The organism is Halomonas beimenensis (assembly GCF_002549795.1).
Classification (GTDB): Bacteria; Pseudomonadota; Gammaproteobacteria; order Pseudomonadales; family Halomonadaceae; genus Halomonas; species Halomonas beimenensis.
In genome coordinates, this window is the sequence record NZ_CP021435.1 from 3,817,869 (window position 1) to 3,842,827 (window position 24,959).

The following is a 24,959-nucleotide window of genomic DNA, read 5'->3' on the forward strand; positions in this document are numbered from 1 at the left end:
ACCCGCCTCACCCCTGGTCAAAAGACCCTCGCTCCGCCTTGCCCCCGGCGCTCATCTCAACGCGCTTGGCAGCCAGTTCTAATTCCACCCTTTAGCCGAAGGTGGCGCGAATGGCTTCCAGCAGCCCGTCCTGCACGTCGACGTCGTCGGAGAGCGGCTCCACCAGGGTGGCCCGGGCCGCCTCCAGGATCGGCATGCCGCCCTGGATCAGGGTGGCGCAATAGACCAGCAGCCGGGTGGAGACGCCTTCCTCCAGGTCCTGGCCCTTCATGGCGCGCAGGCTGGCGGCCAGGTTGACCAGGGCCGCACAGCGCTCGGCGGCCAGGCCGCTCTCCCGGGCGATGATGTCGCGCTCCACGCCGGGGGGCGGGAAGTCGAAGGCCATCGCCACGAAGCGCTGGCGGGTGCTGGGCTTGAGCGACTTGAGGATGTGCTGGTAGCCGGGGTTGTAGGACACCACCAGCATGAAGTCGTCCGGCGCCTCGAGCAGCTCGCCGGTACGCTCCAGGGGCAGCAGGCGACGGTCGTCGGTGAGCGGGTGCAGCACCACGCTGACGTCCTTGCGGGCCTCCACCACCTCGTCGAGGTAGCAGATCCCCCCCTCGCGCACCGCCCGGGTCAGGGGCCCGTCGACCCAGCGGGTCTCGCCGCCCTGCAGCAGGTAGCGGCCGGTGAGGTCGGCGGCGGTCAGGTCGTCGTGGCAGGCGACCGTGTAGAGCGGCTTGCCGAGCCTGGCGGCCATGTGGTGGACGAAGCGGGTCTTGCCGCAGCCGGTCGGGCCCTTGAGCAGCAGCGGCAGGCGCTGGCGAAAGGCCTGCTCGAACAGGCCGCATTCGTTGCCGACGCTCCGGTAGAAGGGGGCCTCGCGCTCGCCGGAGGCGGCGGCCAGTGAGGAAACGGACATGAGATCTCTCCCGAGTCGGTGAAGCGCGGATGGCCCCCGGGGGCCATCCCGAGTCAGAGCGGGCCGGTCCCGGCGGTCAACTGGGTGCCGCCGGCCGGCACCTGCTCGCGCGCCCGGCCGAAGAAGGCGACGATCAGCAGCACCGCCCCGACGGCCACCGCCCGGGCGGCCCCCAGGCGCATGAGGTAGAAGAGCTCGAGCTGGCCCTGCACCTCCATGTAGTTCATGCCCAGCACCCGCTGCAGATGGGTCTGCACCACCCCGGCGAAGGTCAGGGTGAAGGTCATGAAGCACATGGCCGAGGTCATGATCCAGAAGCCCCACATGTTCATCACCTGGTTGTAGGGCTGGGTGCGCCGCAGCGACGGCATGGCGAAGGTGATCACGCCGAGGATCAGCATCACGTAGGCGCCGTAGAAGGCCAGGTGGCCGTGGGCCGCGGTGACCTGGGTGCCGTGGCTGTAGTAGTTGATGAACGACAGGGTGTGCATGAACCCCCAGACCCCGGCGCCGAAGAAGGCGATGGTCGGGCAGCCCAGCGTCCAGAGCATGGCGGCCTTGTTGGGATGGTTGCGGCTGCCCTTCCAGAACATCACGAAGGCGAAGACCACCATGGCGAAGAAGGGGATCACCTCCAGGGTGGAGAAGATGCTGCCGATGGGTTGCCAGTAGCTCGGCGCGCCGATCCAGTAGTAATGGTGGCCGGTGCCCAGCAGGCCGGAGAACAGCGACAGGCCGACGATGACGTACAGCCATTTCTCGATCACCTCACGATCGACCCCGGTCATCTTGATCAGCAGGTAGCCCAGCAGCGAGGCCATGATCAGCTCCCAGACGCCCTCCACCCAGAGGTGCACGACCCACCACCAGTAGAGCTTGTCCACGGCCAGGTTGGACGGGTTGTAGAAGGCGAACAGCCAGAACACCGCGGCCAGCCACAGGCCCAGCATCAGCACCCGGTTGATGGCGGTCCTGCGCCCCTTGGCGAGGGTCATGCTGGTGTTGAAGAGGAACATCAGGAAGGAAATCGTGATCAGCACCTTGACCCAGAAGGGCTGCTCGAGGAACTCGCGGCCCTCGTGGATCCCGAACTGGTAGCCGACCAGGGCGGCGGCCCCGGCGAAGGCGAAGATCGCCAGCTGCAGGTAGGCCAGTCCGGGGCTGTGGATCTCCTGCTCGGCCTCCTCGGGCATCAGGTAGTAGGTGCAGCCCATGAAGCCGATCAGCAGCCAGACGATCAGCAGGTTGGTGTGGCTGACGCGCATGATGTTGAAGGGCATCAGCTGGGCCATGAACTCCGGCCAGGCATAGACGGTGGCGGCCAGCAGCCCGAAGACGATCTGCAGCGCGAACAGCGCCATCGCCACCATGAAGAAGGGCAGGGCCACCCTCTGGGTTTCGTATCTCATCGCGGTGATTCTCCTTGCGTCATCCGAAGCTCGCATTGCCGGACTCCCTGGGGTAATGGGCGCCGGGGACAAGGCGAAGCGAGGGTCCTTTACCCATGGGCGAGGCGGAAAGTGAAGAACGTCCAGCGAATGTTCTTCCCGCCGAGCGGGCTGGCCACGGATGGTCAGCCCAGGCCCTGCAAGCGACGCAGGATGCGTTAGCGATGCAGGGCAAAGGTAGCGCCCATGGAAGGGTTCACAGCGCCCTCGCGATGGTCCGGCACACCGGGACTTGTCGCCGGAAAAGCCCGACTCCAACGGTCGAATCCGGAACGAAGCGCTCAGCCGGCGGGGTGCGGTGGCCAGTCCTGGTCGTCGATGCCGTCGGTCCATTGCAGGAAGTCGATCAGGGCATCCATCTCCTCGTCATCGAGGTCGAACTGTGGCATCTGGCGCCGTCCCGGCGCCCCCAGGGGCTGGGCGCGCATCCAGGCGGCCAGGCCGGCGCGGGCCGCCTCGGGGTTCTCGCGTCCGCCGTAGCGCGTCCAGACGTTGGCGAGCTCCGGCGCGAAGTAGGCGCCCTCGCCCATGATGCTGTGGCAGTTGATGCACATGTTCTCCTCCCAGACCTCCTTGCCGTGCTTCACGGACTCGCTGAGCCCGGCCTGGTCGGTGGACTCGGAGACCATGTACCAGTGGCTGTGCGCCGTCAGGGCGGCGAACAGCAGGAAGAAGAACAGCGACCCGCCATAGAAGATGTTGCGGGCCGCCGACTTGGTGAGACCTTCGGCCATGGACCTTCCCCCTCGCTCGCTGGGCGCCGCCGTCGGGCCGCGCCATTAACATGTATTGGAAATGCATGTTAATGGTAGCGCCCCGGGGCCCTGGAACACCATGACATCGATCAAGAAGTGGGGATTGGGGGCGAACCGCCGGGCGGTGATGTCGCCCGGCCGGAATCGGGGGGAATCAGGCGTCGTCGGTGATGTCGCCGATCCAGGTCAGCGCCGCCACGCCCGCGGGCAGTCCCAGGGTGGGAATGCCCAGCAGGGCCACCTGCTTGAGGGCCTCGGGGGACTCGCCCTCCGCCAGGGCCCGACGGACGTGGGAATGCACCGCCCCTTCGGATCCCTTGCCTACCGCCAGGGCGAGCTTGACCAGGCGACGGGTGCGCTCGTCCAGGGGGCCGGTCTCGGCGCAGGCCTTGCCGAGAGCCGTGAAGGCCTCCCAGACCTCGGGATACTGCTCGGCGACCTGGCCGGCGCCGGCGGGAAGCTCCTGTTTGGCCATTCGGACATCCTTCTGAGGGGGAATGTGCCACCCAGTATAGGAAGCGCCCGCTCAGGCCAGCCAGGACCAGGGGCTATGCTGGATGGCCGCCCCCGCCATGTAGGCGAAGGTGGCCAGGGCGGCCAGCGCCGCCACCCCGCGCCCCACGGGCGTTCGCCCGCGCTTGATGGCCAGGGTCCCCAGGCCGATGTAGGCGACCAGGGCGAGCAGCTTGGCAGCCAGCCAGGGCTGCTGGTGGGGCCAGAGTGCGAGGCTCGCCATCAGCCAGACGCCGAGCCCCAGCAGGGCGGTGTCGATCAGGTGAGGGAGCACCCGGACCCAGCGCCGGCCGAGCCGGGGCGAGCCACGTACCGCCCACCAGGCCCGCACCAGGAAGAAGGTGATGCTCAGCCCGGCCAGGGTCATGTGGAGGTGCTTGATCAGGAAATAGTGCTCCATGCGGTCAGCCGTCCTTGCCGTCGACCCTCGGGGTCGCGAGGGGCACCCCATAGTGCAGCAGGAAGATGGCATAGGCCAGACACCACAGGATGATGGTCACGCTGTAGGTCAGGTGAGTGAGGCCGGGGAAGAGCGCCAGCACCGGCGAACGCAGCAGTGCGGCGGCGACCAGCAGCCCCAGGGCCACGCCGATGCCCGGCAGGGTCTCGATGGCACGTCCCGTATGCCCGAGCGAGACTCGGGACATCATGGCCAGCATCATGGTGCCCATGCCGCCGATGGTCAGGGCATGCACGGCGAGCTCTACCCGCAAGAGGCCGAGGGCCGCCAGGGCCCACATGCCCAACCCGACCGGGATGGCGGCATAGCTGGCATGCAGCCCCCAGAGCAGCGGCTCGCCCAGGGTATGAATCCCGCCCCAGCGCGCCAGGCGAAGGGTGTTGGCCAGCGCCGCCACCCCCATCAGGCCGGCGATCGCTTCGCCGGGCAGCGCGGCCCCCAGCAGGACGGCGAGCTGGGCGACCAGCACCGCGGCCATGCCGACGAGCGCCAGGCCTTCCAGCCAGGGAAGCGGCCTAGGCTTGGCGCGCCCCAGCCGGTTGGCGGTGAACATCGGGATCACCCGGCCGCCGAGGACGACCATCAGGGCGGTGATCAGCAGCACCGCCAGGTGGGCTCCCTGACGCACCAGCAGGCCATCGCCCTGGAGGATCCCCAGGTGCATGGCCAGGTTGGCCAGGATCAGCAAGGCCACCACCGGCAGCAGGATCAGGTTGCGCCAGCGCCGAGCGACGATCACCAGGCGAGCCACCACCCCGGCCACCACCGCCAGGAAGCTCGCGTCGATCAGCATCGGCCCCCAGGCCGGCAGTCCCATGGGGAAGGCCAGCACCCAGCGCGCGGCCAACCAGAGCATCACCAGCGCCAGCAGGGGCCCCCCGCGCAGGCTCGGGCGTCCGGTCCAGTTCTGCACCGCGGTGAGCAGGAAGCCCGCCACCACGGCGGCCCCGAAGCCGAACAGCATCTCGTGCTGGTGCCACCAGAGCATGCCGCCGTGGGGACGCAGCAGGACATCCCCGTGCCAGAAGGCCAGCCACACCATCAGCGCGGCGATGCCGAACAGGGCGGCCAGCAGGAAGAAGGGACGGAAGGCCAGGCGGGCCAGGGCCAGGCGCGAGACGGAAAAGGGGATGGCGGTCATGACGGGTACCCGACGGAAACGCTTGGACAAGGCCATTGTGCGTCAGGCCGAGAGGCCGGCACTATGACATGCATCAAATATGCATCTTTATGTCGCAGGCGGGGCCTCGCCATGGTCCACCACGTCGTCGCGGTCGTAGTGGAACTTCATGTAGACGATGCCCGGGGCCATCACCAGCCGCCAGGCCAGCTCCACCTCGTCCGAGCATTCCGGATCATAGTCCCGGAGCGTCGCCAACAGGGTCTCCAGCCACAGGTCGTAGAGGCCCGGGCGGATATCGAGGTGATGGCGACCATGCCGGATGGCGACCTGATCCAGGTAGTGGTCGGCGTGGCTCGAGGCATAGAGGGACACCAGATGATAGAAGGCCTTCTTGAGCATGGCCTGCTGGCGGTGCATGTCGGTGTGGCGAAACTTCTCCGCGACTTCCGGGGAGGCGGCCAGGAAGCGCGCATAGAAGGCATCGAAGAAGCCGTGCCCCTGGATCTCCCGTGCCAGGGCGCGGGCAAAGCTCGCATCGAAGATCTTGATGATGTCCACGCTCCCTCCTCGGGCCTTGCACCGGCCGGCCCTGTCTTCAGCCTAGCCCGGCCCGTACCGCTCCGGGAGCGGCAGGGAGATTGAGCCCGCCAACCTTGACCGACATCAAGGCAATCGCCGCCTGCGACAATCTGCCCCGGGTGCGGGGTCGCGGTCGCGCCCCAATAGATGTATTTTTTATGCCTCTTTAATAACGCAACACAATGGAGCCCCCATGCTGACACCGGACCAGGAACGCCTGATCGAGACCACCGCCCCGGTGGTCGCCGAACACCTCGATGCCATCACCCAGCGGTTCTACCCGCTGATGTTCTCGCGCTACCCCGAGGTCAAGTCGCTGTTCAACCAGGCCCACCAGGCCGGCGCCGGCGAGCCCAGGGCGCTCGCCGGGGCGGTGCTGGCCTACGTCGGGCTGCGCGGGAATCCCGCCGGCGCCCGGGAGGCCCTGGCCACCGCGGTCAGCAAGCATGTCTCCCTGGACATCCGTCCCGAGCAGTATCCCATCGTCGGCGAATGCCTGATGGCCGCCATCGGCGAGGTCCTGGGGGATGCCGTGACGCCGGAGATCGCCGACGCCTGGGGCGCGCTCTACGAGGAGCTGGCCGGACTGCTGATCGAGCTGGAGGAGCATCGCTATCGCGACTTCGAGCAGCAGGCGGGCGGCTGGCGCGGCCCGCGGGAGTTCCGCATCGCCGCGATCCGTCAGGAGAGCGCGGTGATCCGTTCCTTCGTGCTCGCCCCGACCGACGGCGCCCCGGTGGCCGACCACCAGCCCGGCCAGTACATCGGCGTACGACTGGTCATCGACGGCGAGCCGGTCTATCGCCACTACAGCTTGTCGGCGACGCCCAACGGCGAGACGTACCGCATCTCGGTCAAGCGCGAGCCGGAAGGCCACGCCAGTCGTCACCTGCATGACGTGCTGGGCGTGGGCGACACCCTGGAGCTGCTGCCCCCCGCCGGCGACCTGACCCTGGTGGACGGCGACGATCCCTTGCTGCTGGCCAGCGGCGGCGTGGGCCAGACGCCGCTGCTGCCGATCGCTCGGCAGGCCCTCAGCCAGGGGCGCGAGGTGGTCTACCTCCACGCCGCCCTGGATGCCGAGCACCAGGCTTTCGCCGAGGAGGTGGCCACCCTGGCCGCCGAGCATCCCGAGCGGCTGACCGCCGTGACCGTTCACGAGCGCGGCGACGGTGCCGACCACGCCGGCCGCATCGATCGCGAACTGCTGGCCCGCTACCTGCCCGCGGACGCCCGCTGCTACTTCGTCGGCCCCCAGGGCTTCATGACCGCCATCGACCAGTCCCTGGAGACTCTTGGCGTTCCGGCCGAGCGCCGTCACTTCGAGCACTTCGGCCCGTCCCGGCCCCTCGACGCGGCCTGATCGCTCCCCGGCCCGGGCGCCCGGCGCCCGGGCCGCTTCGATTCAGCGGCCCCCGATCGCCTCGGCCCACCGATCCCTGGCCGGAAACGGGCGATCGGCAGCCCGTCGTGATATCGCCCATCCGCGGCCTTCTCCGTCGGGAACGGGGCGCCGAACGGCCGTCTCGACCGTGCGCTTCGCCCCAACCCTCGTCATTCGGCAGAGAGTTCGGGCCAGCCGGGCAGGTGAAACTCCTCCTGGAGATGATGCAGCTCCGGCTGGTGCCGCTCGGCGATGCACCGTGCCAGCTCGGCGCCCCGGGACAGCAGGTGCACCTCCATCCGGCGACGATCCGCCCGTCCAGGCCGGCGCTCGACCAGCGACAGCTCCTCACAGCGATCCACCAGCATGACGGTGCCGTGGTGCTTGGCCTGGAGGCGCTCCGCCAGCTCCCCCACCGTGGCCCATTCACGGCCCTCGAATCCCATCAGGTGCAGCAGCAGCTGGTACTGGAGGGGTGTCAGCCCATGCTCCCGGCAGATGTCCTCGCTCTGCCTGAGAAAGCAGCGCAGCTGATAGCGAAAGTGCGACAGGCGCTGGAAATCCTGCTTGGTCAGGGGAGACGCATCCGGCATGGCATGCTCCAGTGATGGCGGCGCTTCCCGCCTTGACAGAAGGCCTGACGGGGCATAAACCTGATCATAAAGTATCATGAGATGATATTTTTTTGCCAACCCGGAAACGAACAGACGCGAGGCCGGACCATGAACCCCATCACCGTCATCCGATTGCCCTTCACCCGTCTGGCGGGTTGGAAGGAGCTGCAGAAACGCAAGCCCTCGATCGCGACCCTGGCCTGGGGCGTGGTGCTGCCCATGTCGCTGCTGCCGCCGCTGCTGCTCTACTATGCCGGCACTCATTACGGCGACGCCTTCGTGGCCGGCTTCGCCGAGCGCCAGTGGCGCTTCATCACCACCATCCTCTTCCTGGCCGAACTGTTGACCTTCTTCGTCATGGGCTGGCTGATCCATGCCGTGGTCAACGCGACCCGGGAGCTGTCCATCGACTATCACGATGCCTATCTGCTGGCGGCCCTGGCCCCGCTGCCGCTGTGGTCCTCGGCGATCGTGCTGCTGATCCCCAGCCTCCTGCTCAATGTGCTGGCGGTGCTGGTGGCGCTGGGCATCTCCTGCAGCCTGGTCTACCACGGCCTCCAGGCCCTCTGCGAACGCGAGGAAAATGACGTGGTCACCCAGTCCGTGACCTACACGGTGATGGCCTCCGGCGTGCTGGCCTGGGGGCTGCTGATGGCCATCGTCTGGGTCTTCTGAGGGCCCGGCCCCGCATCACACGATCGAGGCGAGCCGAACCATGGGTATCGTCCTCAAGCGGGCCTTCGACCCGCCCGAGCCGGCGGATGGCTACCGCGTGCTGGTCGACCGGATCTGGCCGAGGGGGGTCCCCAAGGCTCAGGCGCGCATCGACGAATGGCCCAAGGAGGCGGCCCCGAGCGCTGAACTGCGCCGGGCCTTTCATGGCGGCGAGCTGTCCTGGGGGGAGTTTCGGCGCCGCTATCTGTCCGAACTGCGCGCCTGCCGCGGGCGCCTGCGCGGCCTGGCGGAGCGCGCGCGAAAGCAGCGGGTGACGCTGGTGTACGCCTCCCGCGACGAGCGGCACAACAATGCCATGGTGCTGAAGCAGTATCTCCGGATGCTGAACCGCTGACCCCGCCTGCCGGGGATACGGCGTGCTCGACCGGCGGGCCGACGATCCGCTTCCCGCCGTCGGGTCGGCGGAGCCGGCTGTCGGGCGCTTCCGCCGGACGGCGGCGCCGAGGCGCCCCGTCAGCGAGCCCCGATCGCGGCCTACTGGAAGCTGACCACCTCGCCCTGACGATCGAAGGCCAGGAAGCGGTCGATGTTGCCCATCTTCAGCGACTCCACCATCCGCTGCAGCTGTGGCTCCACGTCGGCCTCCCTCCCGGGGTCATCCAGGGCTCCGACGAAGGCGATATCCCAGTCGACCCCCGTCGCGCAGGCCTCCTCGACGAGGGGGGCCATGCCGGTGAGTTCGTCGGGCGTCTTGTCGACGCACAGCACCGGTGTCAGCACGCCCCCCTCTCCCGCCTCGAAGCGCGCTCGCTGCGCCTCGCTGGGGTGATCGGGCAGCTCGGCGCGCACCATCACGAACAGCAGGCGCTGCGGCTCGGCCTGGCGACGCGCCTCCTCGAGCAGGTCGACGAAATTCTGGATGGCCATGGGACTCCTCGGAAGACTTGGGGACCGTTGACGGCAGGGTAGTCTCCGTTGCCTCCCCCGGGAAAGCCCGGCGACATGGCGTCATGCCGATCCGCGCCCTCAACAAGGGACCGCCATGACCCGGGTCAATGGCGATGAAGGTATGGGCGACTAGCATGGTCGGGTATTCATCGCCAGGAGACCGCCATGGAGCTCGTCTGCCCCGCCGGCAACCTGCCCGCCCTCAAGCGCGCCGTGGATGAGGGGGCCGACGCCGTCTACTTCGGCTTCCGAAACGCCACCAACGCCCGCCAGTTCGCCGGCCTCAACTTCACCGACCAGCGCGCCCGGGACGGCATCGCCTACGCCCAGGCCCGGGGCAGGCGGGTGTTCTGCGCGATCAACACCTATCCCCAGCCCGACGGCTGGGGCCAGTGGGCCCGCGCCGTCGACCAGGCCGCCGATCTCGGCGTCGACGCCCTGATCCTGGCCGACATGGGACTGCTGGAGTATGCCGCGACCCGCCACCCGGATCTCCCGCGTCACCTCTCGGTGCAGGGCTCGGCCACCAGCCACGCGGCGCTACGCTTCTACCACGATCACTTCGGCATCAAGCGTGCCGTGCTGCCGCGGGTGCTGTCGATCACCCAGGTCCGCGACCTGGCGAAGCAGAGCCCGGTGGAGCTGGAGGTCTTCGCCTTCGGCAGCCTGTGCATCATGGCCGAGGGACGCTGCTACCTGTCCTCCTACCTCACCGGCGAGTCGCCCAACACCCGCGGCGTCTGCTCGCCGGCCGGACACGTCCGCTGGGAGGAGACGCCCGACGGGCTCGAGTCGCGGCTCGGTGGCGTGCTCATCGACCGCTATGCGGACGACGAACGGGCCGGCTACCCGACCCTGTGCAAGGGGCGCTTCGCGGTGGACGGCGAGACGTACCACGCCATCGAGGAACCCACCAGCCTCAATACCCTGGAGCTGCTGCCGGAGCTCGCCGAGCTCGGCATCAGCGCGGTAAAGATCGAGGGGCGCCAGCGCAGCCCGGCCTATGTGTCGAAGGTGGCCGGCATCTGGCGCCAGGCCCTGGACCGCCTCGCGCGGGAGCCGGCGCGTTTCCATCCCGACCCCGCCTGGCTCGCCGGCCTCGGCGGCGTCGCCGAGGGCACCACCACCACCCTGGGCGCCTACGAGCGTCGCTGGAAATAGGAGTCCGCCATGCGTGACACGCCACTGGAACTGACCCTGGGGCCGGTGCTCTTCTACTGGTCCCGGGAGCGCTACGAGGCCTTCTATCGGGAGGCCGCCGACTGGCCGGTCGACACCGTCACCCTGGGGGAAAGCGTCTGCTCGCGGCGTCGCGACATGAAGCTCGACGACTGGCTCGGCCTCGGCCGCGAACTGGCCCAGGCCGGCAAGCGGGTGGTGCTGGCCTCCCAGACGCTGATCGAGTCCGAGGCCGACCTTCGCGACCTGCGCAAGCTATGCGACAACGGCGACTTCCTGGTGGAGGCCAACGACCAGAGCGCCCTCCAGGGACTGATCGAGCGCGGGCTGCCCTTCGTCGGTGGCGCCGCCCTCAACCTCTACAACCGCCAGGCCATCGCGGTGCTCGAACGCGCCGGCATGCAGGCCTGGCAGGCCCCGGTGGAGATGTCCCGGGAGGCCCTGTCGACACTGCTCGAGGACTGTCGCGCCCAGGGCGTCGAGTCGCCCTGCGAGGTGTTCGCCCATGGGCACCTACCGCTGGCCTGGTCCTCACGCTGCTTCACCGCCCGGCGCCACCGGCGTCCCAAGGATCGCTGCGGCTTCGTCTGTCAGGACTATCCCGAGGGCCTGGCGCTGCGTTCCCAGGAAGGCCAGGAAGTGTTCACCTTGAACGGCATCCAGACCCTGTCCGGCGCCTGCCAGGACCTGCGCCACGAGCTGCCGGCCATGCAGGCCATGGGCGTGGCCGCCGCCCGCCTGAGCCCCCGGGCGGCAGGCATGGCGGAGATCGTGGCGGCCTATGATGCGGCTCGCCGTGGCGAGCCGCCGGCCCCCGACCCGTTGCGCCTGGTCGATGCCAGCCTCTGCGACGGCTACTGGCACGGCGGGGCGGGCATGGCCCGCCGCACCGAGGAGGCATCGTCATGCTGATCCCCGCCCTGTCCCTGGACACCGAGCCCGCCCGGGCCCTGCGCCTGCCCCTGGCCGGGTTCACCACCCTGGACGCCGAGGCCTTCCCGGGCCGCCGCGCGGCGGTGATCTACCTGCAGGGCTGCCCGCTGCAATGCGGCTACTGCGAGAACGGCACCATGATGGCCCCGCGCCGAGGGGAAAGCGGCGAGTGGGAGGCCGTGGAAACGTACCTGGCCAGCCGCCTGGATCGCCTGGAGGCGGTGGTCTTCAGCGGCGGCGAGCCGACCCTGCACGCCGATCTCCCCGAGGCCGTGGCCCGGGTACGCGGCCTGGGACTGTCGGTGGGCCTGCACACGGCGGGCCCCTATCCCGAGCGTCTGGCGCGACTGCTGCCCTGGCTGGACTGGGTGGCGCTGGACGTCAAGGGAAGGGGACATGACTTCGACCGCATCGGCGGCCGGCCGGGGGTCTGGCGACGCCATGCCCGCAGCCTGGAGGCCCTGCTGGCCGGCGACGTCGCCTTCGAGTGCCGCACCACGGTGCACTGGCGGGACTTCGAGCTGGCCGACGTCGAACGCCTGGCGATGACCCTGGCCGACTGCGGCGTGCGCCGCTATGCGCTGCAGGTGGCCCGCACCGAACGCTGCCAGGATCCCGACTACTGCCGGCCGGTTCCAGGGGCCCCCTCCCGGGAAACCCTGGAGGCCCTGGCGCGGCGGCTGTGCCCGCATTTCGACCATCTGGCCCTGCGCCACTGAGCTCCCGGCCATGACGCCCGCCGGAGGCGGGCGCCGCTGCACTCAGCCGCACTTGGACCAGCCGCAACCCGCGTAGCAGGTGGGGCAGCCGTCCATCATGATCAGGTCCCCCCGGCACTCGGGACACTGCCCCACCACCGTCGGCTTGCCCTGCTTCGCCTCGGCATCGCGCTCGGCCTGGGCCTGCTCCTCCGGGCTCGGCGGCTGCCAGGGGTGGCCGCTGGCCAGTCGCTGGGCATGGCGGTGCACCAGTTCCTCCACCGGCACCTGATGGCCGTCCTGATCCAGGAAACCGCGACGATAGAGGATCTGCTGGATCGACCAGGCGATGGCGGCGACCTCGGAGTCGTGGAACATCGGCTTGCCCCAGCGGTTCATGCCGCAGCGCACCAGCCCCTTGTCCCAGGCCACCTTGCGCAGGTCGGCCACCGCCTGGGTGACATAGCCGCCCCGCGCGGCCAACGACAGGCTGCGCATGGTGGCGGTGATCCACTGGTGCTCGCTGGACAGCTGCCCGGAGGGAAAGAAGAACTCCACCGGGCGCTCGATGACCACCCGCTTGCCGCCCAGCACGCCCTCCACCGGCATGAAGGACACCAGCAGGTAGACCTTCTTGCGGCCCTCGGCGCCGACGTAGGAGATCTTCTCCGAGACGGCCTCCAGGGTGCCCTCGGGGCGCGAGGGGATGCGGACCGTCAAGGGGTTCTCGTCGGCCAGCGGCGGCTCCTCCACCGCCTTCTTGACGCTGTAGGACACGATCTTCGAGGTGATCTCGACGGTCATCGACGGGCTCCTTGAAATAGGGAATCAGGGATCGCGCGAGGCCGGCTCACAGTCGTGACGCGCCCCGAGGGGCGTGGCTTACCACTTGCCATAGGTCCCCTCCTTGAGTCCTTCGTAGAGGTTCGCCGCGGTGTGCTCCTCGCCCTCGTAGAGGACCTTCTCGTCCCCGGCCAGCTCGACGGTCTCGCCGTTCTCCAGCTCGAAGACATAGGTGGTGTTCTTGAGATCGTCCTCGCGTACCAGCACCCCCTGGAAGGCCTCGGGGTTGAAGCGGAAGGTGGTACAGCCCTTGAGCTGGCTGTCGTAGGCGTCCAGGTAGAGGTCCTTGAAGTCCGCGAAGGCGAAGTCGGTGGGCACGTTGACCGTCTTGGAGATTGCCGAGTCCACCCAGGCCTGGGCGGCGGCCTGCACCGCCACGTGCTGGGCGGGCGAGACGGCATCGGCGGTGACGAAGTAGTCCGGCAGCTCGCTCTCCACCGCCTCCGGCGCGACGACGTGCCGATAGGCGGCGAGCTCGAAGGACACCACCTCGACCTGGTCCTTGGTCTTGCGCCCGGCGCGGATGACGTTGCGGTAGTAGCGGTGGGAGAAGGACGGTTCGATGCCGTTGGAGGCGTTGTTGCCCAGCGACAGCGAGATGGTGCCGGTGGGCGCGATGGAGCTGTGATGGGTGAAACGGGCGCCATGCTCGGCGAGCTCGGCCACCAGCTCGGGCTCGACCTCGGCGACCTTCTGCATGTAGCGACTGTAGCGGGCGTGCAGGATGCGCCCGGGGAGCCGATCGCCCACCTCGTAGCCGTCGTTCGCCAGCTCCGGCCGCTCGCGCAGCATCTTCGGGGTGATGGCGAAGTCCTCGGCGAGGATCGGTGCCATGCCCTTCTCCCGGGAGAGTTCGAGGGCCTGCTTCCAGCCCTCGACGGCCATCACCCGGCTGACCTCCTCGGTAAAGGCCAGCGACTCCGGCGAGCCATAGGGCATCTTGAGCATGGTCAGCGCCGAGCCCAGCCCCAGGAAGCCCATGCCGTGGCGTCGCTTGGCCTCGATCTCGCGGCGCTGGCCCTCCAGCGGCAGGCCGCTGATCTCCACCACGTTGTCGAGCATGCGGGTGAAGATGGCCACCACCTGCCGGTAGCGCGCCCAGTCGAAGCGCGGCGTGTCGCCGAAGGGGTCGAGGACGAAGCGCGTCAGGTTGATCGAGCCCAGCAGGCAGGCGCCTTCCGGCGGAAGCGGCTGTTCCCCGCACGGATTGGTCGCGCGGATCTCCTCGCAGAACCAGTTGTTGTTCATCCGGTTGACCTGGTCGATCAGGATGAAGCCCGGCTCGGCGAAGTCGTAGGTGGAGCGCATGATGGTGTCCCAGAGCTCGCGGGCCCGGACCACCTCGACGATGCGGCAGGCGACCCGTCCCTGGTCGTCCAGGGTGTAGCCCTCCTCGATCACCGGCCAGTCCCGATAGACCAGCTCGTCTTCCTCGACGTCGTCCTTCTCCTTCGGGTGCAGGGGGAAGGCCAGGGGCCAGTCGGCGTCGCCGCGCACCGCCTCCATGAACTCGTCGGTGATCAGCAGGCTGAGGTTGAACTGGCGAAGGCGACCCGCCTCACGCTTGGCCTCGATGAAGGCCCGCACGTCCGGATGCCCGACGTCGAAGGTCGCCATCTGCGCCCCGCGACGCCCGCCCGCCGAGGCCACCGTGAAGCACATCTTGTCGTAGATATCCATGAACGCCAGGGGGCCGTTGGTGCCGGCACCGGCGCCGAACACGAAGGCGCCCTTGTGGCGCAGGGTGGAAAACTCGTAACCGATGCCGCAGCCCGCCTTGAGCGTCATGCCGGCATCCACCACGGCTTCCAGGATGTCGCGCATGGAGTCGCGGATGGTCCGCGACACCGTGCAATTGATCAGGCTGACCTCGGGCTTGACGTGCTCGGCGCCGGCGTTGGCGACGATACGGCCGGCGGGAATGGCGCCGTTGTCCAGCGCCCAGCGGAACTTCGGTAGCCAGGCGTCGGCCGCCTCGCCTTCCACCGCGGCCAGCGCCCGGGCCACCCGCTCGCGGGTGGCGGCGAGGTCCGCGTCCACCGGACGGCCGTGGCGGTCCTTGAGACGATACTTGGTATCCCAGATGTCGAGCGAGGGCGCCTGGATGGGCACCTCCTCGACGGCAGGGGCATCCTTGGCGGATGTAGACATTCGGTCTCTCCCGTTCGCGGTATGGGCGTCAACGATCTCGGCGGGCCAGGCGCTCCAGGCGCACCAGCCATTCTCCCAGCCGCCCCTGGGCCAGCCCCTCCTCCAGCCCGTCGAGCAGATTCTTGACCGTCAGTCCCAGCTCGGTATCCCCCTCCAGGGACAGGCGACGCTGGAAGAAGAGGGAATCGGGGTCTTCTCCCCGGGTCGCCAGGCACAGGAACTCCCGCCAGCCCCCCCGGATGGCCGCCTCGCCGGGGGCATCGGTCAGCGACAGGCGCCCCCGGGCCAGGGTCAGGGTCAGGGAGAGCCCCAGGTCGGTCACCTGCAGCCGGACGCGCCGACCCTCGAGCGCGTCGAATTCCCCCTCCGCCAGGGGAACGGCGAAGCTGCGATTGAGCCAGGGCTCGACCAACGGGCGCCTGACGGCCAGGGGAAGCGTGCCCAGCAAGCGCGCCGGTGCGGTCGCGGTGGGCAGGGGCAAGGCGGGCAAGGGCATGGCATGGGCTCCTTTGGGGACGAAGACCCCCATGCTAGGACGCCGCATCGGGAGCGGCACTGACACGCGTCAACTCATCCCCGTATCGCGGCTCTCGACTACCATATATAGTTCATCATCACGATCGACACACCTTATCTTGGGCCTGGTCGCCGAGCGGAGCTCTAACGAAAAAGGCGCCCGGCTGGCTGGCCGGGCGCCTCTGAGATTGCGAGCCGTCGCAGGAACGGGGATCGGTCAGCCTCCGGCGCTTCCGCCACCGATGCCGCCGCCCGCTCCGGAACCGGTGCCACCGGCGCCCCCTCCCGCTCCCGGGCTGCCGCCATCGCCTCCGGCTCCATCACGATCGCCGCCACCGCCGGCACCGCCGCCGGTACCACCGGAACCACTACCGCCGGTACCACCACCGGCACCACCGGACCCGGCATCGCCTCCGTCACCGCCGCCGCTGCCGCCACCGTCACCACCGGCGCCGGCATCGCCGCCGTCGCTGCCACCACCGGCACCACCGGAACCGGCATCGCCGCCGTCGCCGCCGCCAGTACCACCACCGGCACCACCGGAGCCGGCATCGCCGCCGTCACCGCCACCGGTACCACCGCCGCCGCCACCGGAACCTCCGTCGCCGCCGTTACCGCCGTCGCCGCCTCCGTTGCCGCCGTCGTCGCCGTTGCCGCCGTCATCCCCTCCGTCGTCACCTCCGTCACCGTCATCACCGCCGTCGTCATCACCGCCGTCGTCGTCGTCGCCGTCATCGGGCGGCTCATCGACGGGCGGCGCCACGGCCACGGCACTGAGGAAGGGCGCACTGTCACAACCCTCCAGGGAACCGCCTCCTCCGCCGCAGCCTCCGCCGCCGCCACCGCCGGCGGCAGGCGGCGGCAGGTTTTCCAGCAACCTGGCAATCTGCTCGTCGGTCAGCGCCTCGCCTTCAGGACCGGTCCTGAGCAGCTGAGTGATCTCCTCGTCGCTCAGGGTCCGATCGGCCCCTTCCCCTGATCGCGTCGTTTCCGTCAGCCTGTCGTTGGCGATTCTGGACAGCTCCTCGTCCGACAGCACGGTGCCGGTACTACTGTCCGTGACCGATTGCGCCATCGCCCCCGAGACTGACGCACAGCCTATCGCCATCACCAAGGCAGCCAACTTGAACCCTTGCATAGCCACCCCCTCCCTCGCCGCCAGGAGGCCTGCTCCCGCGGCAGAATGCACAAAGACACATTTTGTTACATGCCTTCATAGCATCGTTATCCAATGAAAAGTTCTCCATCGGAAACTCGGCTGAATATTCGATCGAAAAACAGCAGGAAAGGATGGAGAGGAAGAGGGAGAAACCTGATATAGGCGCCCTGAGAGGATTCAGCCTCGGTCCAGGGAGACCGAGGCCGACGAATGGGGCAGGCTGCCAGGAGTCTGTCGGGTTTGACCGATCGTCACGAGAATCACGGACTTAGAGTCAAATTCATCGATCGATTGAGACGAATAGCGCGCTATATAACGAAATGGATCGATGAAGTTGGCCAACAACCCGGGATTCGCAGTAGATCAGCGTTAAGCCCGACAGGCGCCTAGATGTGATCTCTCGGTAGGTTGTTCATCCGGAACCTACCCGGACAATTGGAGGTGCGACCCAAACCAACCTCCAGGAGGCCCGGATGAACACCCATAAGAATGCCCGTCTCACAGTGCATGGTCGAGCCCTGCTGGTCCGCCGAGTCATCAGGGAAGGGCTTCGGCCAGCGGAGGTGGCCCAGGCGCAAGGCGTCAGTGTGCGGACGGTCTACAAGTGGGTACGCCGTTACAGGGACGAGGGCGAGGCCGGTCTCCTGGACCGTTCTTCTCGCCCATGCCGTTGTCCTCATGAGACCCCAGACGCGATCCGCGCGCAGGTCATCGCACGCCGCCGGCAGCGCCAGACCTACCGCCAGATTGCCGAACAGGTGGGCATCGGACACAGTACGGTCGCGCGACTCCTTGAGCGCGAGGGGCTGAATCGTCTCTCGGTCTTGGCGCCCGCTCCTCTCGAGAACCGCTACGAGCATGACGCCCCGGGAGAGCTCCTGCACCTGGACATCAAGAAGCTCGGCCGCTTCGAGCGCCCAGGGCATCGTGTCACCGGCAATCGCCAGCAGAACACACGAGGCGCTGGCTGGGAGTACGTCCATGTGGCCATCGACGACCACTCGCGAGTGGCCTTCAGCACCATCCTGCCGGATGAGACCAAGTGGAGCGCTTGCCGTGCGCTGCTGCAGGCCGTGCGGTACTACAGGCGTCTGGGGGTCCACTTTAGCCGGGTACTGACCGACAATGGCGGATGCTACAAGTCCAAGCCATTCCGCCGCCTGTGCCGCCGATTAGGGCTGAAACGCAAGCGCACTCGCCCCTTTACGCCCCGTACCAATGGCAAGGCAGAGCGGTTCATTCAAACCGCCCTGCGCGAATGGGCCTATGCCTGGTCTTATCAGAGCTCAGAGCAACGAGGCGAGCATCTGCCCGCCTGGCTCCACCAGTACAACTGGCATCGGCCACATGCCAGTCTGAATTATCAGCCTCCGATTAGTCGGCTGGGACTTTCCGTGAACAACCTGGTGGGTTTACACACCTAGACGGTGCGCGAGTAGCGGCCCTGGCCGGCGGCCAGGTAGGCATCGAAGGCCATGGCGACATTGCGCATCATCAGACGCCCGGCCGGCAGCACCTCGAGACGATCGCTCGTGAGGGCGATCAGGCCGTCCTCCTGCATCTCCGTCAGCGTCTCGAGGGGCTCGGCGAAGTAGGTCCGGAAGTCGATGCCGTAGCGAGCCCCGATCTCGGCGAAGTCGACGGCGCCGTGGCACATCAGGGCATGGATCACGTCGCGCCGCAGCCGGTCATCGTCGCTGAGCCGGTAGCCTCGCATCACCGGCAACCGCCCCGCCTCAAGGCGTGCCTGGTACTGGGCGGTGTCCTTGACGTTCTGGCTGTAGCTGTCGCCGACCTTGCCGATGGCGGTGATGCCGAGCCCGATCATGTCGCAGTCGGCCTGGGTGGAATAGCCCTGGAAATTGCGCTGCAGGGTGCCGTCCTCCCGGGCCCGGCTGAGCTCGTCCTCCGGCAGGGCGAAGTGATCCATGCCGATGTAGACGTAGCCGGCCTCGGTGAGCCGGCGAATGGTCAGCTCCAGCAGTTCCAGCTTGCGCTCGGGGGGCGGCATGTCCTCGGGGCGGATCAGCCGCTGAGCCTTGAACAGCTCGGGCAGGTGAGCATAACTGTAGGCGGCGATCCGATCCGGCCTCAGGGCGATGATCTTGTCGAGGGTGGCATCGAAGCTGGCCACCGTCTGCAGGGGCAGGCCGTAGATCAGGTCGACGCTTACCGACCGGAAGCCGGCCTCACGGGCGGCGGCCACCAGCTCGACCACCTGGGCCTCGCTCTGTACCCGGTTGACCGCCTGCTGGACATCGGGATCGAAGTCCTGCACGCCGAAGCTCAGGCGATTGAAGCCGAGAGCGCGCAGCTCATGGATCTGAGCCGGCGTCACGGTGCGGGGATCGACTTCCAGGGAGAACTCGCGCGCCTCGAGCGGGGCGAAATGGAAGGCATCCTCCAGGGCCGCCATCAGCTCCCCGAGCTGGGCGTTGCTCAGGTAGGTGGGAGTGCCGCCCCCCAGGTGCAGCTGGGTCAGGCGACGATCGTCGTCGAACAGGGCGGCCTGCAGCTCGATCTCGCGCTTGAGCCAGTCGAGATAGGCGGCGGCCCGCTCGGTGTTGTGAGTGATGATCTTGTTGCAGGCGCAGTAGTAGCAGAGGCTGTGACAGAAGGGGATGTGCACATACACCGACAGGGGCTTGGGCGTTTCCTGGCGATGGCTGCGTTCGGCCGCCGCGCGGTACTCGTCCTCGGCGAAGGCGGCGTGGAACTGCGGCGCCGTGGGGTAGGACGTATAGCGGGGACCGGGCCGGTCGTACTTCTCCACCAGGGGACGGTCGAAGGTCAGGGAATCTTGCATGATCGGTCGTTGCCTCTGGAAGCCGTGGGCGGGGTCCCCCGCCCTGTTCGGGGCAGTATGCCACCGGCACCGGCGGGCGTCGGTACCCTTCTCGAGGTAGCTGACCCAGGTCAATTCGAGGTAGATCGGCGCCTCGCGCCTTGCCTGCGAGCCTCGGCTATAATATCTGGCATTCAATATGAATCTTTTATAGCGAAGGCGAGCCAGGATCCGACTCAACGGTCTGTCAATGATAGAATCCCGGCATCCGCCCGGGAGTCCTGCGCTCCCCTGCCCGTCGACCAGGAAGCCCCATGCACCTGACCCGCTACACCGACTACTCACTACGCGTCCTGATCTATCTCGCCATTCGCGGCGAGGAGCGCTCGACCATCACCGAGATCGCCGAGCGCTTCGCGATTTCACGCAACCATCTGATGAAGGTGGTGCAGGATCTCAACCACCGGGGTTACATCACCGCCATCCGCGGCAAGCACGGCGGCCTGCTGCTCCGACGGGCCCCGGCCGACATCTGCCTGGGCGCCCTGGTGCGGGACACCGAGCGCGACCTGGGGCTGGTGGAATGCTTCGGTGACGACAACGACTGCGTCATCACCCCTTCCTGCCGGCTCAAGCCGATCCTCGCCGAGGCCCTGGCGGCCTTCCTCGGCGTGCTCGACCGCTACACCCTCGCCGACCTGCTGGGCCCCCAGCGCACCGGCCTGATCCAGCTGCTGCACCTCGAGGATCCACTGCCCGACGCCGCCGACCCTCAGGCCTGAGCCGCGTCACCCGGCCCGTGAAGGGTATCGGCGAGCGGCAACCAGAGGCTCACCGTGGTCCCCCGCCCGGGGACGCTGTCGATGGCCAGGCGGGTACCATGACGCTCGGCGATCTCGCTGACGATCGACAGGCCAAGTCCGGAGCCTTCGCCCCGGGCCCGACCGTCGCGAGTGCGATGGAACCGCTGGGTGACCAGGGGCAGTTCGTCCGGGGCGATGCCGACACCGTCGTCGCTCACCGCGACCCGCACCCCGTCCCCGGGCTCGGCCCGAGCCCACAGCCAGACCCGCCCGCCGGGCGTCGTCGCCTTCATCGCGTTGTCGATCAGGTTGGCCAACGCCCGGTCGATCAGTCCCAGGTCCGCCTCGACACGGGGCAGGCCGGGATCGCACGTCACCTCCAGGGCGATGTTCCGGCGCCTCGCCTGGTCCTGGAACTTGCCGGCGATGTCGTGGGCGAGTTCGGCGAGCGAGAAGGCTTCGCGCTGCAACGGCCGGTCGTGGGCATCGAGTCGCGACAGGGTCGAGAGCTGGTCGGCCAGCCGTGTCAGCCGCCCGACGTTGTCGAGGATCCCGGTCAATCGCCGCCGGCGCTCCTCGACCGTCAGGTCCTCGCGCTCGAGCAGATGCTCCACGTTGCCGCGCAGCGACGTCAGGGGCGTGCGGAAGTCGTGGGAGAGATTGGCCACCAGCTCGCGTCGTTGACGATCGGTCTCGCGCAATGCCAGTAGCTGCGCCTCGATGGTGCCGGCCATGTCGTTGAAGGCCCGCCCCAGCCGTCCCAGCTCATCGCGACCGGGATCGACGAGGCGCGCCTGGAACTCGCCCCGGGCGAAGCGCTGGACGGCGCCGGTCAGCCGCGAGAAGCGCCGGGTCAGCAGGGCGAACCAGACCAGGCCGAGCAGTCCGGCGATCAGCACCGCCAGCCCCCCCGCCGCCACCAGGGTGCGGGTGATGGAACTGGTGCGAAGCATGGCGACCATCGAGGCCTCGCTGGCCTTGTTCAGGTCGGCATAGAGGTAGCCCGGCCGGCCCTCGGGTCCGTAACGGATCCTCGCCACCGAGAAGACGCCCGGTTCCCCGCCGCAGGGCGAGGAGGCCAGCACCGGCAGCATCGGCGACTCCCCCAGCAGCGCCTCGATGGCCGCGAGCTCGACCCGGCTGCCGAGGCCACAGGGCGGCCGCGCATAGTCGGCGATCACCCGGCCCCGGTCGTCGAGCACGTAGAGCGACAGCGAGGGATTGATGGCGACGATATGGCGCGCCATGCGCCGGGCAGCGGGGCTGTCCGCCCCCGCGTCCAGGGCAGGCGCCATGACCCGGGCCAGGTTGCCGGCCAGTCCCGCTTCCTGCCGTTGCTGGAACTCGCGGCTCAGCTGGTCGAACTGGCTGGTGGCCAGCCAGGCGACCGCCACCGAGAGCAGCAGCAGCCCGCTCAGGTAGACGAGGGCGATCCGGGCATAGAGGCTGCGCGCCCAGCCGGCCAGGCGGTTCGACAGGGCGCTCATGCCTCCTCCGGGACCACGAAGCGGTAGCCCACGCCCCACACGGTCTGGATGAAGCGCGGCTGGGCCGGATCGTCCTCGAGCTTGTTGCGCAGGCGGTTGATGTGGGTGTTCACGGTGTGGTCGAAGCCATCGAACTCCTCCCCCCATACCCGATCGAGCAGCTCGCCTCGGCTGAAGCTGTGACCGGGATGGCGGGCGAACAGCGTCAGCAGGGCGAATTCCTTGCCGGTCAGCTGGATCGGGCGCCCGGCCAGGGTGACCCGGTGCTGATCGACATCGATGATCAGGGGCCCCTGGACGATGGGGGCCGGGGGAGTGAGCTCCTCCCGCGCCGCGCCCTGCAGCCGGCGCAGCAGGGCCTGGACCCGGGCCAGCAGGATCGGCAGCTGGAAGGGCTTGGTGACATAGTCATCGGCGCCGATCTCGAGCCCGCTCACCACGTCCCGCATCGACGCCTTGGCGGTCACCATCAGCACGGGCGTCCGCGCATCGTGCCGGCGCAGCCGGCGACACACCTCCAGGCCGTCGAGGCCCGGGAGCATCAGGTCCAGCATCACCAGATCGTAACGCGCCTCGGGGGAGGCGGCGTCCAGCGCCGCCAGGGCCGCCTCGCCGTCGGTGACCCAGTCACAGCGATAGCCGGCCTCGCCGAGACGCTCGGCGAGCAGCTTGCCGATGTCGGGATTGTCCTCGACGCAGAGAATCCGGTAGGGCATGGGCTGACCTTGTAGGGCGGTTCGGCATTCCACTCTAGAACCACGAGGCTCCGGATGCATCACGAAACCGTCACCACGGCCGTGATGATTTCGTGATGAATACGCCGGGACGGCCGACTAGCGTGAAAGCTGCCATGTCGGCATTCCGCCGCTGGCTCGGACAAGCCTGGAGGTATGCGATGTTGATTCGAGAGCGCGCCCGTCCCGCCACGTTCGCCATCCTGCTGCTCGGCGGTGCCCTGCTGCTGCCGGCCGCCGCCCTGGCCGACCATCACGAGGACGCCATGCAGCAAGGCGACAGCATGATGCAGCAAGGCGACGGCATGGAGCAGGACGCCATGGCCGGTGAAGCGATGACCGGCGAGGCCATGAAGGGTGAGGCGATGAGCGAGGAGCTGCCCATGAAGCCGGAAGATGACGACGCGATGCCGATGGAAGAAGAAGGGGAGACGATGGAGGGCGAGGGCGAGATGTGAGGCTCGGCGCCCGCGATCGGCCGCCGGGCCCGTCTCCCGGCCGGCCGCCCCGTTTCCCGCCCCTGGCCGTCCCGGAGAGGCTACGACATGTCCGCCATGCACCATCCCACCCGCGACCGCTCGAAGACGGTGATCCGCCGACACTCGCTGTTCACGCGGCTCTGGCACTGGCTTACCGTCCTCTGCCTGGTCATCCTGCTGATGAGCGGGTTGCAGATATTCAATGCCCATCCGGCCCTCTACTGGGGCAAGGATTCGCATTTCGACAGCCCCGCCCTGTCGATCGGCGCGGAGCGACAGGACGGCGAGTGGCGGGGGATCACGCAACTCGGCGGCTGGCGGTTCGATACCACCGGCCTGCTGGGAGTCTCCGGTCCCGAGGGGGACCGCGACCGGCGCGCCTTTCCCGCCTGGGCCACCCTGCCCGGTCCGCGCTGGCTGGCCATGGGCCGACAGTGGCACTTCCTGGCCGCCTGGCTCTTCGTGCCCCTGCTGGTCGCCTACCTGCTCTACCTGGTGATCGGCGGCCGGCTCCGCCGCCGGCTGTTGCCCCGCACCACGGAATGGCGCCACCTCGGCACCCTCCTCATCGACCATCTGCGCCTGCGCTTCCCCCGGGGCGAGGCGGCCCGCCACTACAATCTCCTGCAGAAGCTGGCCTACCTGACGGTGCTGTTCGTGCTGGCCCCGCTGGTGGTGCTCACCGGCCTGACCATGTCGCCGACGATGGACGCCGCCTGGCCCTGGCTGCTGGACGTCTTCGGCGGCCGTCAGAGCGCCCGCACCCTCCATTTCCTCTGCGCCGTCGCCCTGCTGGCCTTCTTCGTGATCCATGTGTCGATGGTGCTGGCCTCCGGCGTCGTCAACAACCTGCGATCGATGATCACGGGGCGCTATGTGCTGCCCCCGGAAGAGGAGTCTCGCCATGACCCGACCTCCTGATGAGCGGCGCCGCCGGTTCCTGGCGGGCTCCCTGCTGGCCACCGGCAGCCTGCTGCTGGGCGGCTGCGACCGCCTCTCGCGCAGCGGCACCCTGCAGCCGCTGTTCGACGCCAGCGAGGCCCTGACCCAACGGGCCCACCGGCTGCTCGCCTCCCGGGAGGCCCTAGCCCGGGAATACACGCCCGCCGACATCGCTCCGACCTTCCGCCCCAACGGCACCACCTTCCCCCGGGAACGGGCCTACATGCGGCTGGCGGCGGGCCACTTCCGGGCCTGGCGCCTGGAGGTGGACGGCCTGGTCGAGCGCCCCCAGGCCTTCTCGCTGGAGGCGCTCCGGGCCCTGCCCTCGCGCACCCAGATCACTCGGCACGACTGCGTCGAGGGCTGGAGCTGCATCGGCCAGTGGACCGGCGTGGTGCTGGGGGACCTGCTGGCCCGGGTGGGGGTGAAGGACGAGGCCCGCTTCGTGGTCTTCCACTGCGCCGACCGCTTCCCCGGCGGGGATCGCTACTACGAGAGCCTGGACATGCGCGAGGCCTATCATCCCCAGACCCTGCTGGCCTACGCGCTGAACGGCGCCCCCCTGCCCATCGCCAATGGCGCCCCCCTGCGCCTGCGCGCCGAACGCCAGCTGGGCTACAAGATGGCCAAGTACCTGATGCGCCTGGAACTGGTGGACAGCTTCGCGCACATCGGCGGCGGCCGAGGCGGCTTCTGGGAGGACCGCGGCTACCGCTGGTGGGCCGGCATCTGAGTGACCAGGATGCCCGGGAAGGGACGTCTCGCCGGAAAGTGATCCAGGTCAAGCGTCAGGCTCGGGTGGGCTGGCAAGATGAAGGCATCCGCCCGGGGCAGCAACGCCGATGCC

27 protein-coding genes are annotated in these 24,959 nt (G+C 68.5%); 11 read left to right on the top strand and 16 right to left on the bottom strand.

What is annotated here, in order from left to right; all coding sequences use genetic code 11:
• Window positions 1-91 precede the first annotated feature (91 nt).
• From BEI_RS17770 to BEI_RS17800, 7 genes are all read right to left on the bottom strand, one after another.
• Entirely contained in the window at window positions 92-904 is an 813-nt protein-coding gene (locus BEI_RS17770; RefSeq protein WP_097790752.1) for a CbbQ/NirQ/NorQ/GpvN family protein, read from the bottom strand.
• Between the two features lie 53 nt (window positions 905-957).
• The gene (locus BEI_RS17775) at window positions 958-2,313 is read right to left on the bottom strand and encodes a cbb3-type cytochrome c oxidase subunit I (RefSeq protein ID WP_097790753.1); all 1,356 of its coding nucleotides are present in this window, start codon (window positions 2,311-2,313) and stop codon (window positions 958-960) included.
• A gap of 320 nt (window positions 2,314-2,633) precedes the next feature.
• Window positions 2,634-3,086 (bottom strand): c-type cytochrome, encoded by a 453-nt coding sequence (locus BEI_RS17780; RefSeq protein WP_097790754.1) that lies wholly within the window; start codon window positions 3,084-3,086, stop codon window positions 2,634-2,636.
• 175 nt (window positions 3,087-3,261) lie between these two features.
• Window positions 3,262-3,582, bottom strand: a complete 321-nt coding sequence (locus tag BEI_RS17785; RefSeq protein ID WP_097790755.1) for a carboxymuconolactone decarboxylase family protein — start codon at window positions 3,580-3,582, stop codon at window positions 3,262-3,264.
• 51 nt (window positions 3,583-3,633) lie between these two features.
• Complete coding sequence (locus tag BEI_RS17790; protein WP_097790756.1) at window positions 3,634-4,020, bottom strand: SirB2 family protein; 387 nt, start codon at window positions 4,018-4,020, stop codon at window positions 3,634-3,636.
• Between the two features lie 4 nt (window positions 4,021-4,024).
• A complete protein-coding gene (locus BEI_RS17795; RefSeq protein ID WP_097791144.1) occupies window positions 4,025-5,221 on the bottom strand; it encodes an NnrS family protein in 1,197 nt (398 codons plus the stop codon).
• A gap of 87 nt (window positions 5,222-5,308) precedes the next feature.
• Window positions 5,309-5,761 (bottom strand): globin, encoded by a 453-nt coding sequence (locus tag BEI_RS17800; RefSeq protein WP_097790757.1) that lies wholly within the window; start codon window positions 5,759-5,761, stop codon window positions 5,309-5,311.
• Between the two features lie 214 nt (window positions 5,762-5,975).
• On the opposite strand from BEI_RS17800, the gene BEI_RS17805 reads away from it, so the two are divergent.
• Window positions 5,976-7,145: a globin domain-containing protein gene (locus BEI_RS17805; RefSeq protein ID WP_097790758.1), complete on the top strand. Its 1,170-nt coding sequence runs from the start codon at window positions 5,976-5,978 to the stop codon at window positions 7,143-7,145.
• A 191-nt stretch (window positions 7,146-7,336) separates the two neighbouring features.
• On the opposite strand, the gene BEI_RS17810 is transcribed toward BEI_RS17805, so the two are convergent.
• The gene (locus BEI_RS17810; protein WP_097790759.1) at window positions 7,337-7,759 is read right to left on the bottom strand and encodes a MarR family transcriptional regulator; all 423 of its coding nucleotides are present in this window, start codon (window positions 7,757-7,759) and stop codon (window positions 7,337-7,339) included.
• 129 nt (window positions 7,760-7,888) lie between these two features.
• Between BEI_RS17810 and BEI_RS17815 the strand changes: the two genes are divergently transcribed.
• Together BEI_RS17815 and BEI_RS17820 are read left to right on the top strand one after the other, a co-directional pair.
• Entirely contained in the window at window positions 7,889-8,455 is a 567-nt protein-coding gene (locus tag BEI_RS17815) for a YIP1 family protein (protein ID WP_097790760.1), read from the top strand.
• Window positions 8,456-8,495: 40 nt separating this feature from the next.
• Window positions 8,496-8,849 (top strand): DUF488 domain-containing protein, encoded by a 354-nt coding sequence (locus BEI_RS17820; RefSeq protein WP_097790761.1) that lies wholly within the window; start codon window positions 8,496-8,498, stop codon window positions 8,847-8,849.
• 140 nt (window positions 8,850-8,989) lie between these two features.
• Here BEI_RS17820 and BEI_RS17825 read toward each other — a convergent pair whose 3' ends face one another.
• Window positions 8,990-9,382: a ribonucleotide reductase subunit alpha gene (locus BEI_RS17825; protein ID WP_097790762.1), complete on the bottom strand. Its 393-nt coding sequence runs from the start codon at window positions 9,380-9,382 to the stop codon at window positions 8,990-8,992.
• 186 nt (window positions 9,383-9,568) lie between these two features.
• Between BEI_RS17825 and ubiU the strand changes: the two genes are divergently transcribed.
• From ubiU to BEI_RS17840, 3 genes are read left to right on the top strand one after another with little or no spacing between them, the layout of a single operon-like run.
• Window positions 9,569-10,564: a ubiquinone anaerobic biosynthesis protein UbiU gene (gene ubiU, locus BEI_RS17830; protein ID WP_097790763.1), complete on the top strand. Its 996-nt coding sequence runs from the start codon at window positions 9,569-9,571 to the stop codon at window positions 10,562-10,564.
• Between the two features lie 9 nt (window positions 10,565-10,573).
• Complete coding sequence (locus BEI_RS17835) at window positions 10,574-11,494, top strand: U32 family peptidase (RefSeq protein ID WP_097790764.1); 921 nt, start codon at window positions 10,574-10,576, stop codon at window positions 11,492-11,494.
• Entirely contained in the window at window positions 11,488-12,234 is a 747-nt protein-coding gene (locus BEI_RS17840; protein ID WP_097790765.1) for an anaerobic ribonucleoside-triphosphate reductase activating protein, read from the top strand. Before BEI_RS17835 ends, BEI_RS17840 begins: the two co-directional genes overlap by 7 nt.
• 42 nt (window positions 12,235-12,276) lie before the next feature.
• On the opposite strand, the gene BEI_RS17845 is transcribed toward BEI_RS17840, so the two are convergent.
• From BEI_RS17845 to BEI_RS19430, 4 genes are all read right to left on the bottom strand, one after another.
• Window positions 12,277-13,017, bottom strand: coding sequence for a ribonucleoside-diphosphate reductase (locus BEI_RS17845; protein ID WP_097790766.1), 741 nt, complete (start codon window positions 13,015-13,017; stop codon window positions 12,277-12,279).
• Between the two features lie 78 nt (window positions 13,018-13,095).
• Window positions 13,096-15,207, bottom strand: coding sequence for an adenosylcobalamin-dependent ribonucleoside-diphosphate reductase (locus BEI_RS17850; RefSeq protein ID WP_097790767.1), 2,112 nt, complete (start codon window positions 15,205-15,207; stop codon window positions 13,096-13,098).
• Between the two features lie 28 nt (window positions 15,208-15,235).
• Entirely contained in the window at window positions 15,236-15,703 is a 468-nt protein-coding gene (ubiT, locus tag BEI_RS17855; RefSeq protein WP_097790768.1) for a ubiquinone anaerobic biosynthesis accessory factor UbiT, read from the bottom strand.
• Between the two features lie 237 nt (window positions 15,704-15,940).
• A complete protein-coding gene (locus BEI_RS19430; RefSeq protein ID WP_193765131.1) occupies window positions 15,941-16,861 on the bottom strand; it encodes a hypothetical protein in 921 nt (306 codons plus the stop codon).
• 494 nt (window positions 16,862-17,355) lie between these two features.
• Here BEI_RS19430 and BEI_RS17865 point away from each other — a divergent pair, with 494 nt between their 5' ends.
• On the top strand, window positions 17,356-18,306 hold the full coding sequence (locus tag BEI_RS17865; protein WP_097789481.1) for an IS481 family transposase: 951 nt from the start codon (window positions 17,356-17,358) through the stop codon (window positions 18,304-18,306).
• On the opposite strand, the gene hemN is transcribed toward BEI_RS17865, so the two are convergent.
• A complete protein-coding gene (gene hemN, locus BEI_RS17870; RefSeq protein ID WP_097790769.1) occupies window positions 18,303-19,688 on the bottom strand; it encodes an oxygen-independent coproporphyrinogen III oxidase in 1,386 nt (461 codons plus the stop codon). The two genes, BEI_RS17865 and hemN, sit on opposite strands and share 4 nt — an antisense overlap.
• Window positions 19,689-19,981: 293 nt before the next feature.
• On the opposite strand from hemN, the gene BEI_RS17875 reads away from it, so the two are divergent.
• Window positions 19,982-20,449, top strand: a complete 468-nt coding sequence (locus BEI_RS17875; RefSeq protein ID WP_097790770.1) for an Rrf2 family transcriptional regulator — start codon at window positions 19,982-19,984, stop codon at window positions 20,447-20,449.
• Here the strand turns inward: BEI_RS17875 and BEI_RS17880 are convergent.
• Both BEI_RS17880 and BEI_RS17885 read right to left on the bottom strand, forming a co-directional pair.
• The gene (locus BEI_RS17880; RefSeq protein ID WP_097790771.1) at window positions 20,440-21,957 is read right to left on the bottom strand and encodes a sensor histidine kinase; all 1,518 of its coding nucleotides are present in this window, start codon (window positions 21,955-21,957) and stop codon (window positions 20,440-20,442) included. The two genes, BEI_RS17875 and BEI_RS17880, sit on opposite strands and share 10 nt — an antisense overlap.
• Window positions 21,954-22,673, bottom strand: coding sequence for a response regulator transcription factor (locus BEI_RS17885; protein WP_097790772.1), 720 nt, complete (start codon window positions 22,671-22,673; stop codon window positions 21,954-21,956). The genes BEI_RS17880 and BEI_RS17885 overlap by 4 nt, the downstream gene beginning before the upstream one ends.
• Before the next feature lie 179 nt (window positions 22,674-22,852).
• Between BEI_RS17885 and BEI_RS17890 the strand changes: the two genes are divergently transcribed.
• From BEI_RS17890 to BEI_RS17900, 3 genes are all read left to right on the top strand, one after another.
• A complete protein-coding gene (locus BEI_RS17890) occupies window positions 22,853-23,149 on the top strand; it encodes a hypothetical protein (RefSeq protein ID WP_097790773.1) in 297 nt (98 codons plus the stop codon).
• A gap of 87 nt (window positions 23,150-23,236) precedes the next feature.
• Window positions 23,237-24,091, top strand: coding sequence for a cytochrome b/b6 domain-containing protein (locus BEI_RS17895; protein WP_227644513.1), 855 nt, complete (start codon window positions 23,237-23,239; stop codon window positions 24,089-24,091).
• Window positions 24,075-24,845: a molybdopterin-binding protein gene (locus tag BEI_RS17900; protein ID WP_097790774.1), complete on the top strand. Its 771-nt coding sequence runs from the start codon at window positions 24,075-24,077 to the stop codon at window positions 24,843-24,845. Before BEI_RS17895 ends, BEI_RS17900 begins: the two co-directional genes overlap by 17 nt.
• The last annotated feature ends 114 nt before the right edge of the window (window positions 24,846-24,959 follow it).

Excerpts from the sequence above, each read along its gene's own strand:
- BEI_RS17770 (WP_097790752.1), bottom strand. The coding sequence starts at position 904 with ATGTCCGTTTCCTCACTGGCCGCCGCCTCCGGCGAGCGCGAGGCCCCC.
- BEI_RS17775 (WP_097790753.1), bottom strand. The coding sequence starts at position 2,313 with ATGAGATACGAAACCCAGAGGGTGGCCCTGCCCTTCTTCATGGTGGCG.
- BEI_RS17780 (WP_097790754.1), bottom strand. The coding sequence starts at position 3,086 with ATGGCCGAAGGTCTCACCAAGTCGGCGGCCCGCAACATCTTCTATGGC.
- BEI_RS17785 (WP_097790755.1), bottom strand. The coding sequence starts at position 3,582 with ATGGCCAAACAGGAGCTTCCCGCCGGCGCCGGCCAGGTCGCCGAGCAG.
- BEI_RS17790 (WP_097790756.1), bottom strand. The coding sequence starts at position 4,020 with ATGGAGCACTATTTCCTGATCAAGCACCTCCACATGACCCTGGCCGGG.
- BEI_RS17795 (WP_097791144.1), bottom strand. The coding sequence starts at position 5,221 with ATGACCGCCATCCCCTTTTCCGTCTCGCGCCTGGCCCTGGCCCGCCTG.
- BEI_RS17805 (WP_097790758.1), top strand. The coding sequence starts at position 5,976 with ATGCTGACACCGGACCAGGAACGCCTGATCGAGACCACCGCCCCGGTG.
- BEI_RS17810 (WP_097790759.1), bottom strand. The coding sequence starts at position 7,759 with ATGCCGGATGCGTCTCCCCTGACCAAGCAGGATTTCCAGCGCCTGTCG.
- BEI_RS17815 (WP_097790760.1), top strand. The coding sequence starts at position 7,889 with ATGAACCCCATCACCGTCATCCGATTGCCCTTCACCCGTCTGGCGGGT.
- BEI_RS17820 (WP_097790761.1), top strand. The coding sequence starts at position 8,496 with ATGGGTATCGTCCTCAAGCGGGCCTTCGACCCGCCCGAGCCGGCGGAT.
- BEI_RS17825 (WP_097790762.1), bottom strand. The coding sequence starts at position 9,382 with ATGGCCATCCAGAATTTCGTCGACCTGCTCGAGGAGGCGCGTCGCCAG.
- ubiU (WP_097790763.1), top strand. The coding sequence starts at position 9,569 with ATGGAGCTCGTCTGCCCCGCCGGCAACCTGCCCGCCCTCAAGCGCGCC.
- BEI_RS17835 (WP_097790764.1), top strand. The coding sequence starts at position 10,574 with ATGCGTGACACGCCACTGGAACTGACCCTGGGGCCGGTGCTCTTCTAC.
- BEI_RS17840 (WP_097790765.1), top strand. The coding sequence starts at position 11,488 with ATGCTGATCCCCGCCCTGTCCCTGGACACCGAGCCCGCCCGGGCCCTG.
- BEI_RS17845 (WP_097790766.1), bottom strand. The coding sequence starts at position 13,017 with ATGACCGTCGAGATCACCTCGAAGATCGTGTCCTACAGCGTCAAGAAG.
- BEI_RS17850 (WP_097790767.1), bottom strand. The coding sequence starts at position 15,207 with ATGTCTACATCCGCCAAGGATGCCCCTGCCGTCGAGGAGGTGCCCATC.
- ubiT (WP_097790768.1), bottom strand. The coding sequence starts at position 15,703 with ATGCCCTTGCCCGCCTTGCCCCTGCCCACCGCGACCGCACCGGCGCGC.
- BEI_RS19430 (WP_193765131.1), bottom strand. The coding sequence starts at position 16,861 with ATGCAAGGGTTCAAGTTGGCTGCCTTGGTGATGGCGATAGGCTGTGCG.
- BEI_RS17865 (WP_097789481.1), top strand. The coding sequence starts at position 17,356 with ATGAACACCCATAAGAATGCCCGTCTCACAGTGCATGGTCGAGCCCTG.
- hemN (WP_097790769.1), bottom strand. The coding sequence starts at position 19,688 with ATGCAAGATTCCCTGACCTTCGACCGTCCCCTGGTGGAGAAGTACGAC.
- BEI_RS17875 (WP_097790770.1), top strand. The coding sequence starts at position 19,982 with ATGCACCTGACCCGCTACACCGACTACTCACTACGCGTCCTGATCTAT.
- BEI_RS17880 (WP_097790771.1), bottom strand. The coding sequence starts at position 21,957 with ATGAGCGCCCTGTCGAACCGCCTGGCCGGCTGGGCGCGCAGCCTCTAT.
- BEI_RS17885 (WP_097790772.1), bottom strand. The coding sequence starts at position 22,673 with ATGCCCTACCGGATTCTCTGCGTCGAGGACAATCCCGACATCGGCAAG.
- BEI_RS17890 (WP_097790773.1), top strand. The coding sequence starts at position 22,853 with ATGTTGATTCGAGAGCGCGCCCGTCCCGCCACGTTCGCCATCCTGCTG.
- BEI_RS17895 (WP_227644513.1), top strand. The coding sequence starts at position 23,237 with ATGTCCGCCATGCACCATCCCACCCGCGACCGCTCGAAGACGGTGATC.
- BEI_RS17900 (WP_097790774.1), top strand. The coding sequence starts at position 24,075 with ATGACCCGACCTCCTGATGAGCGGCGCCGCCGGTTCCTGGCGGGCTCC.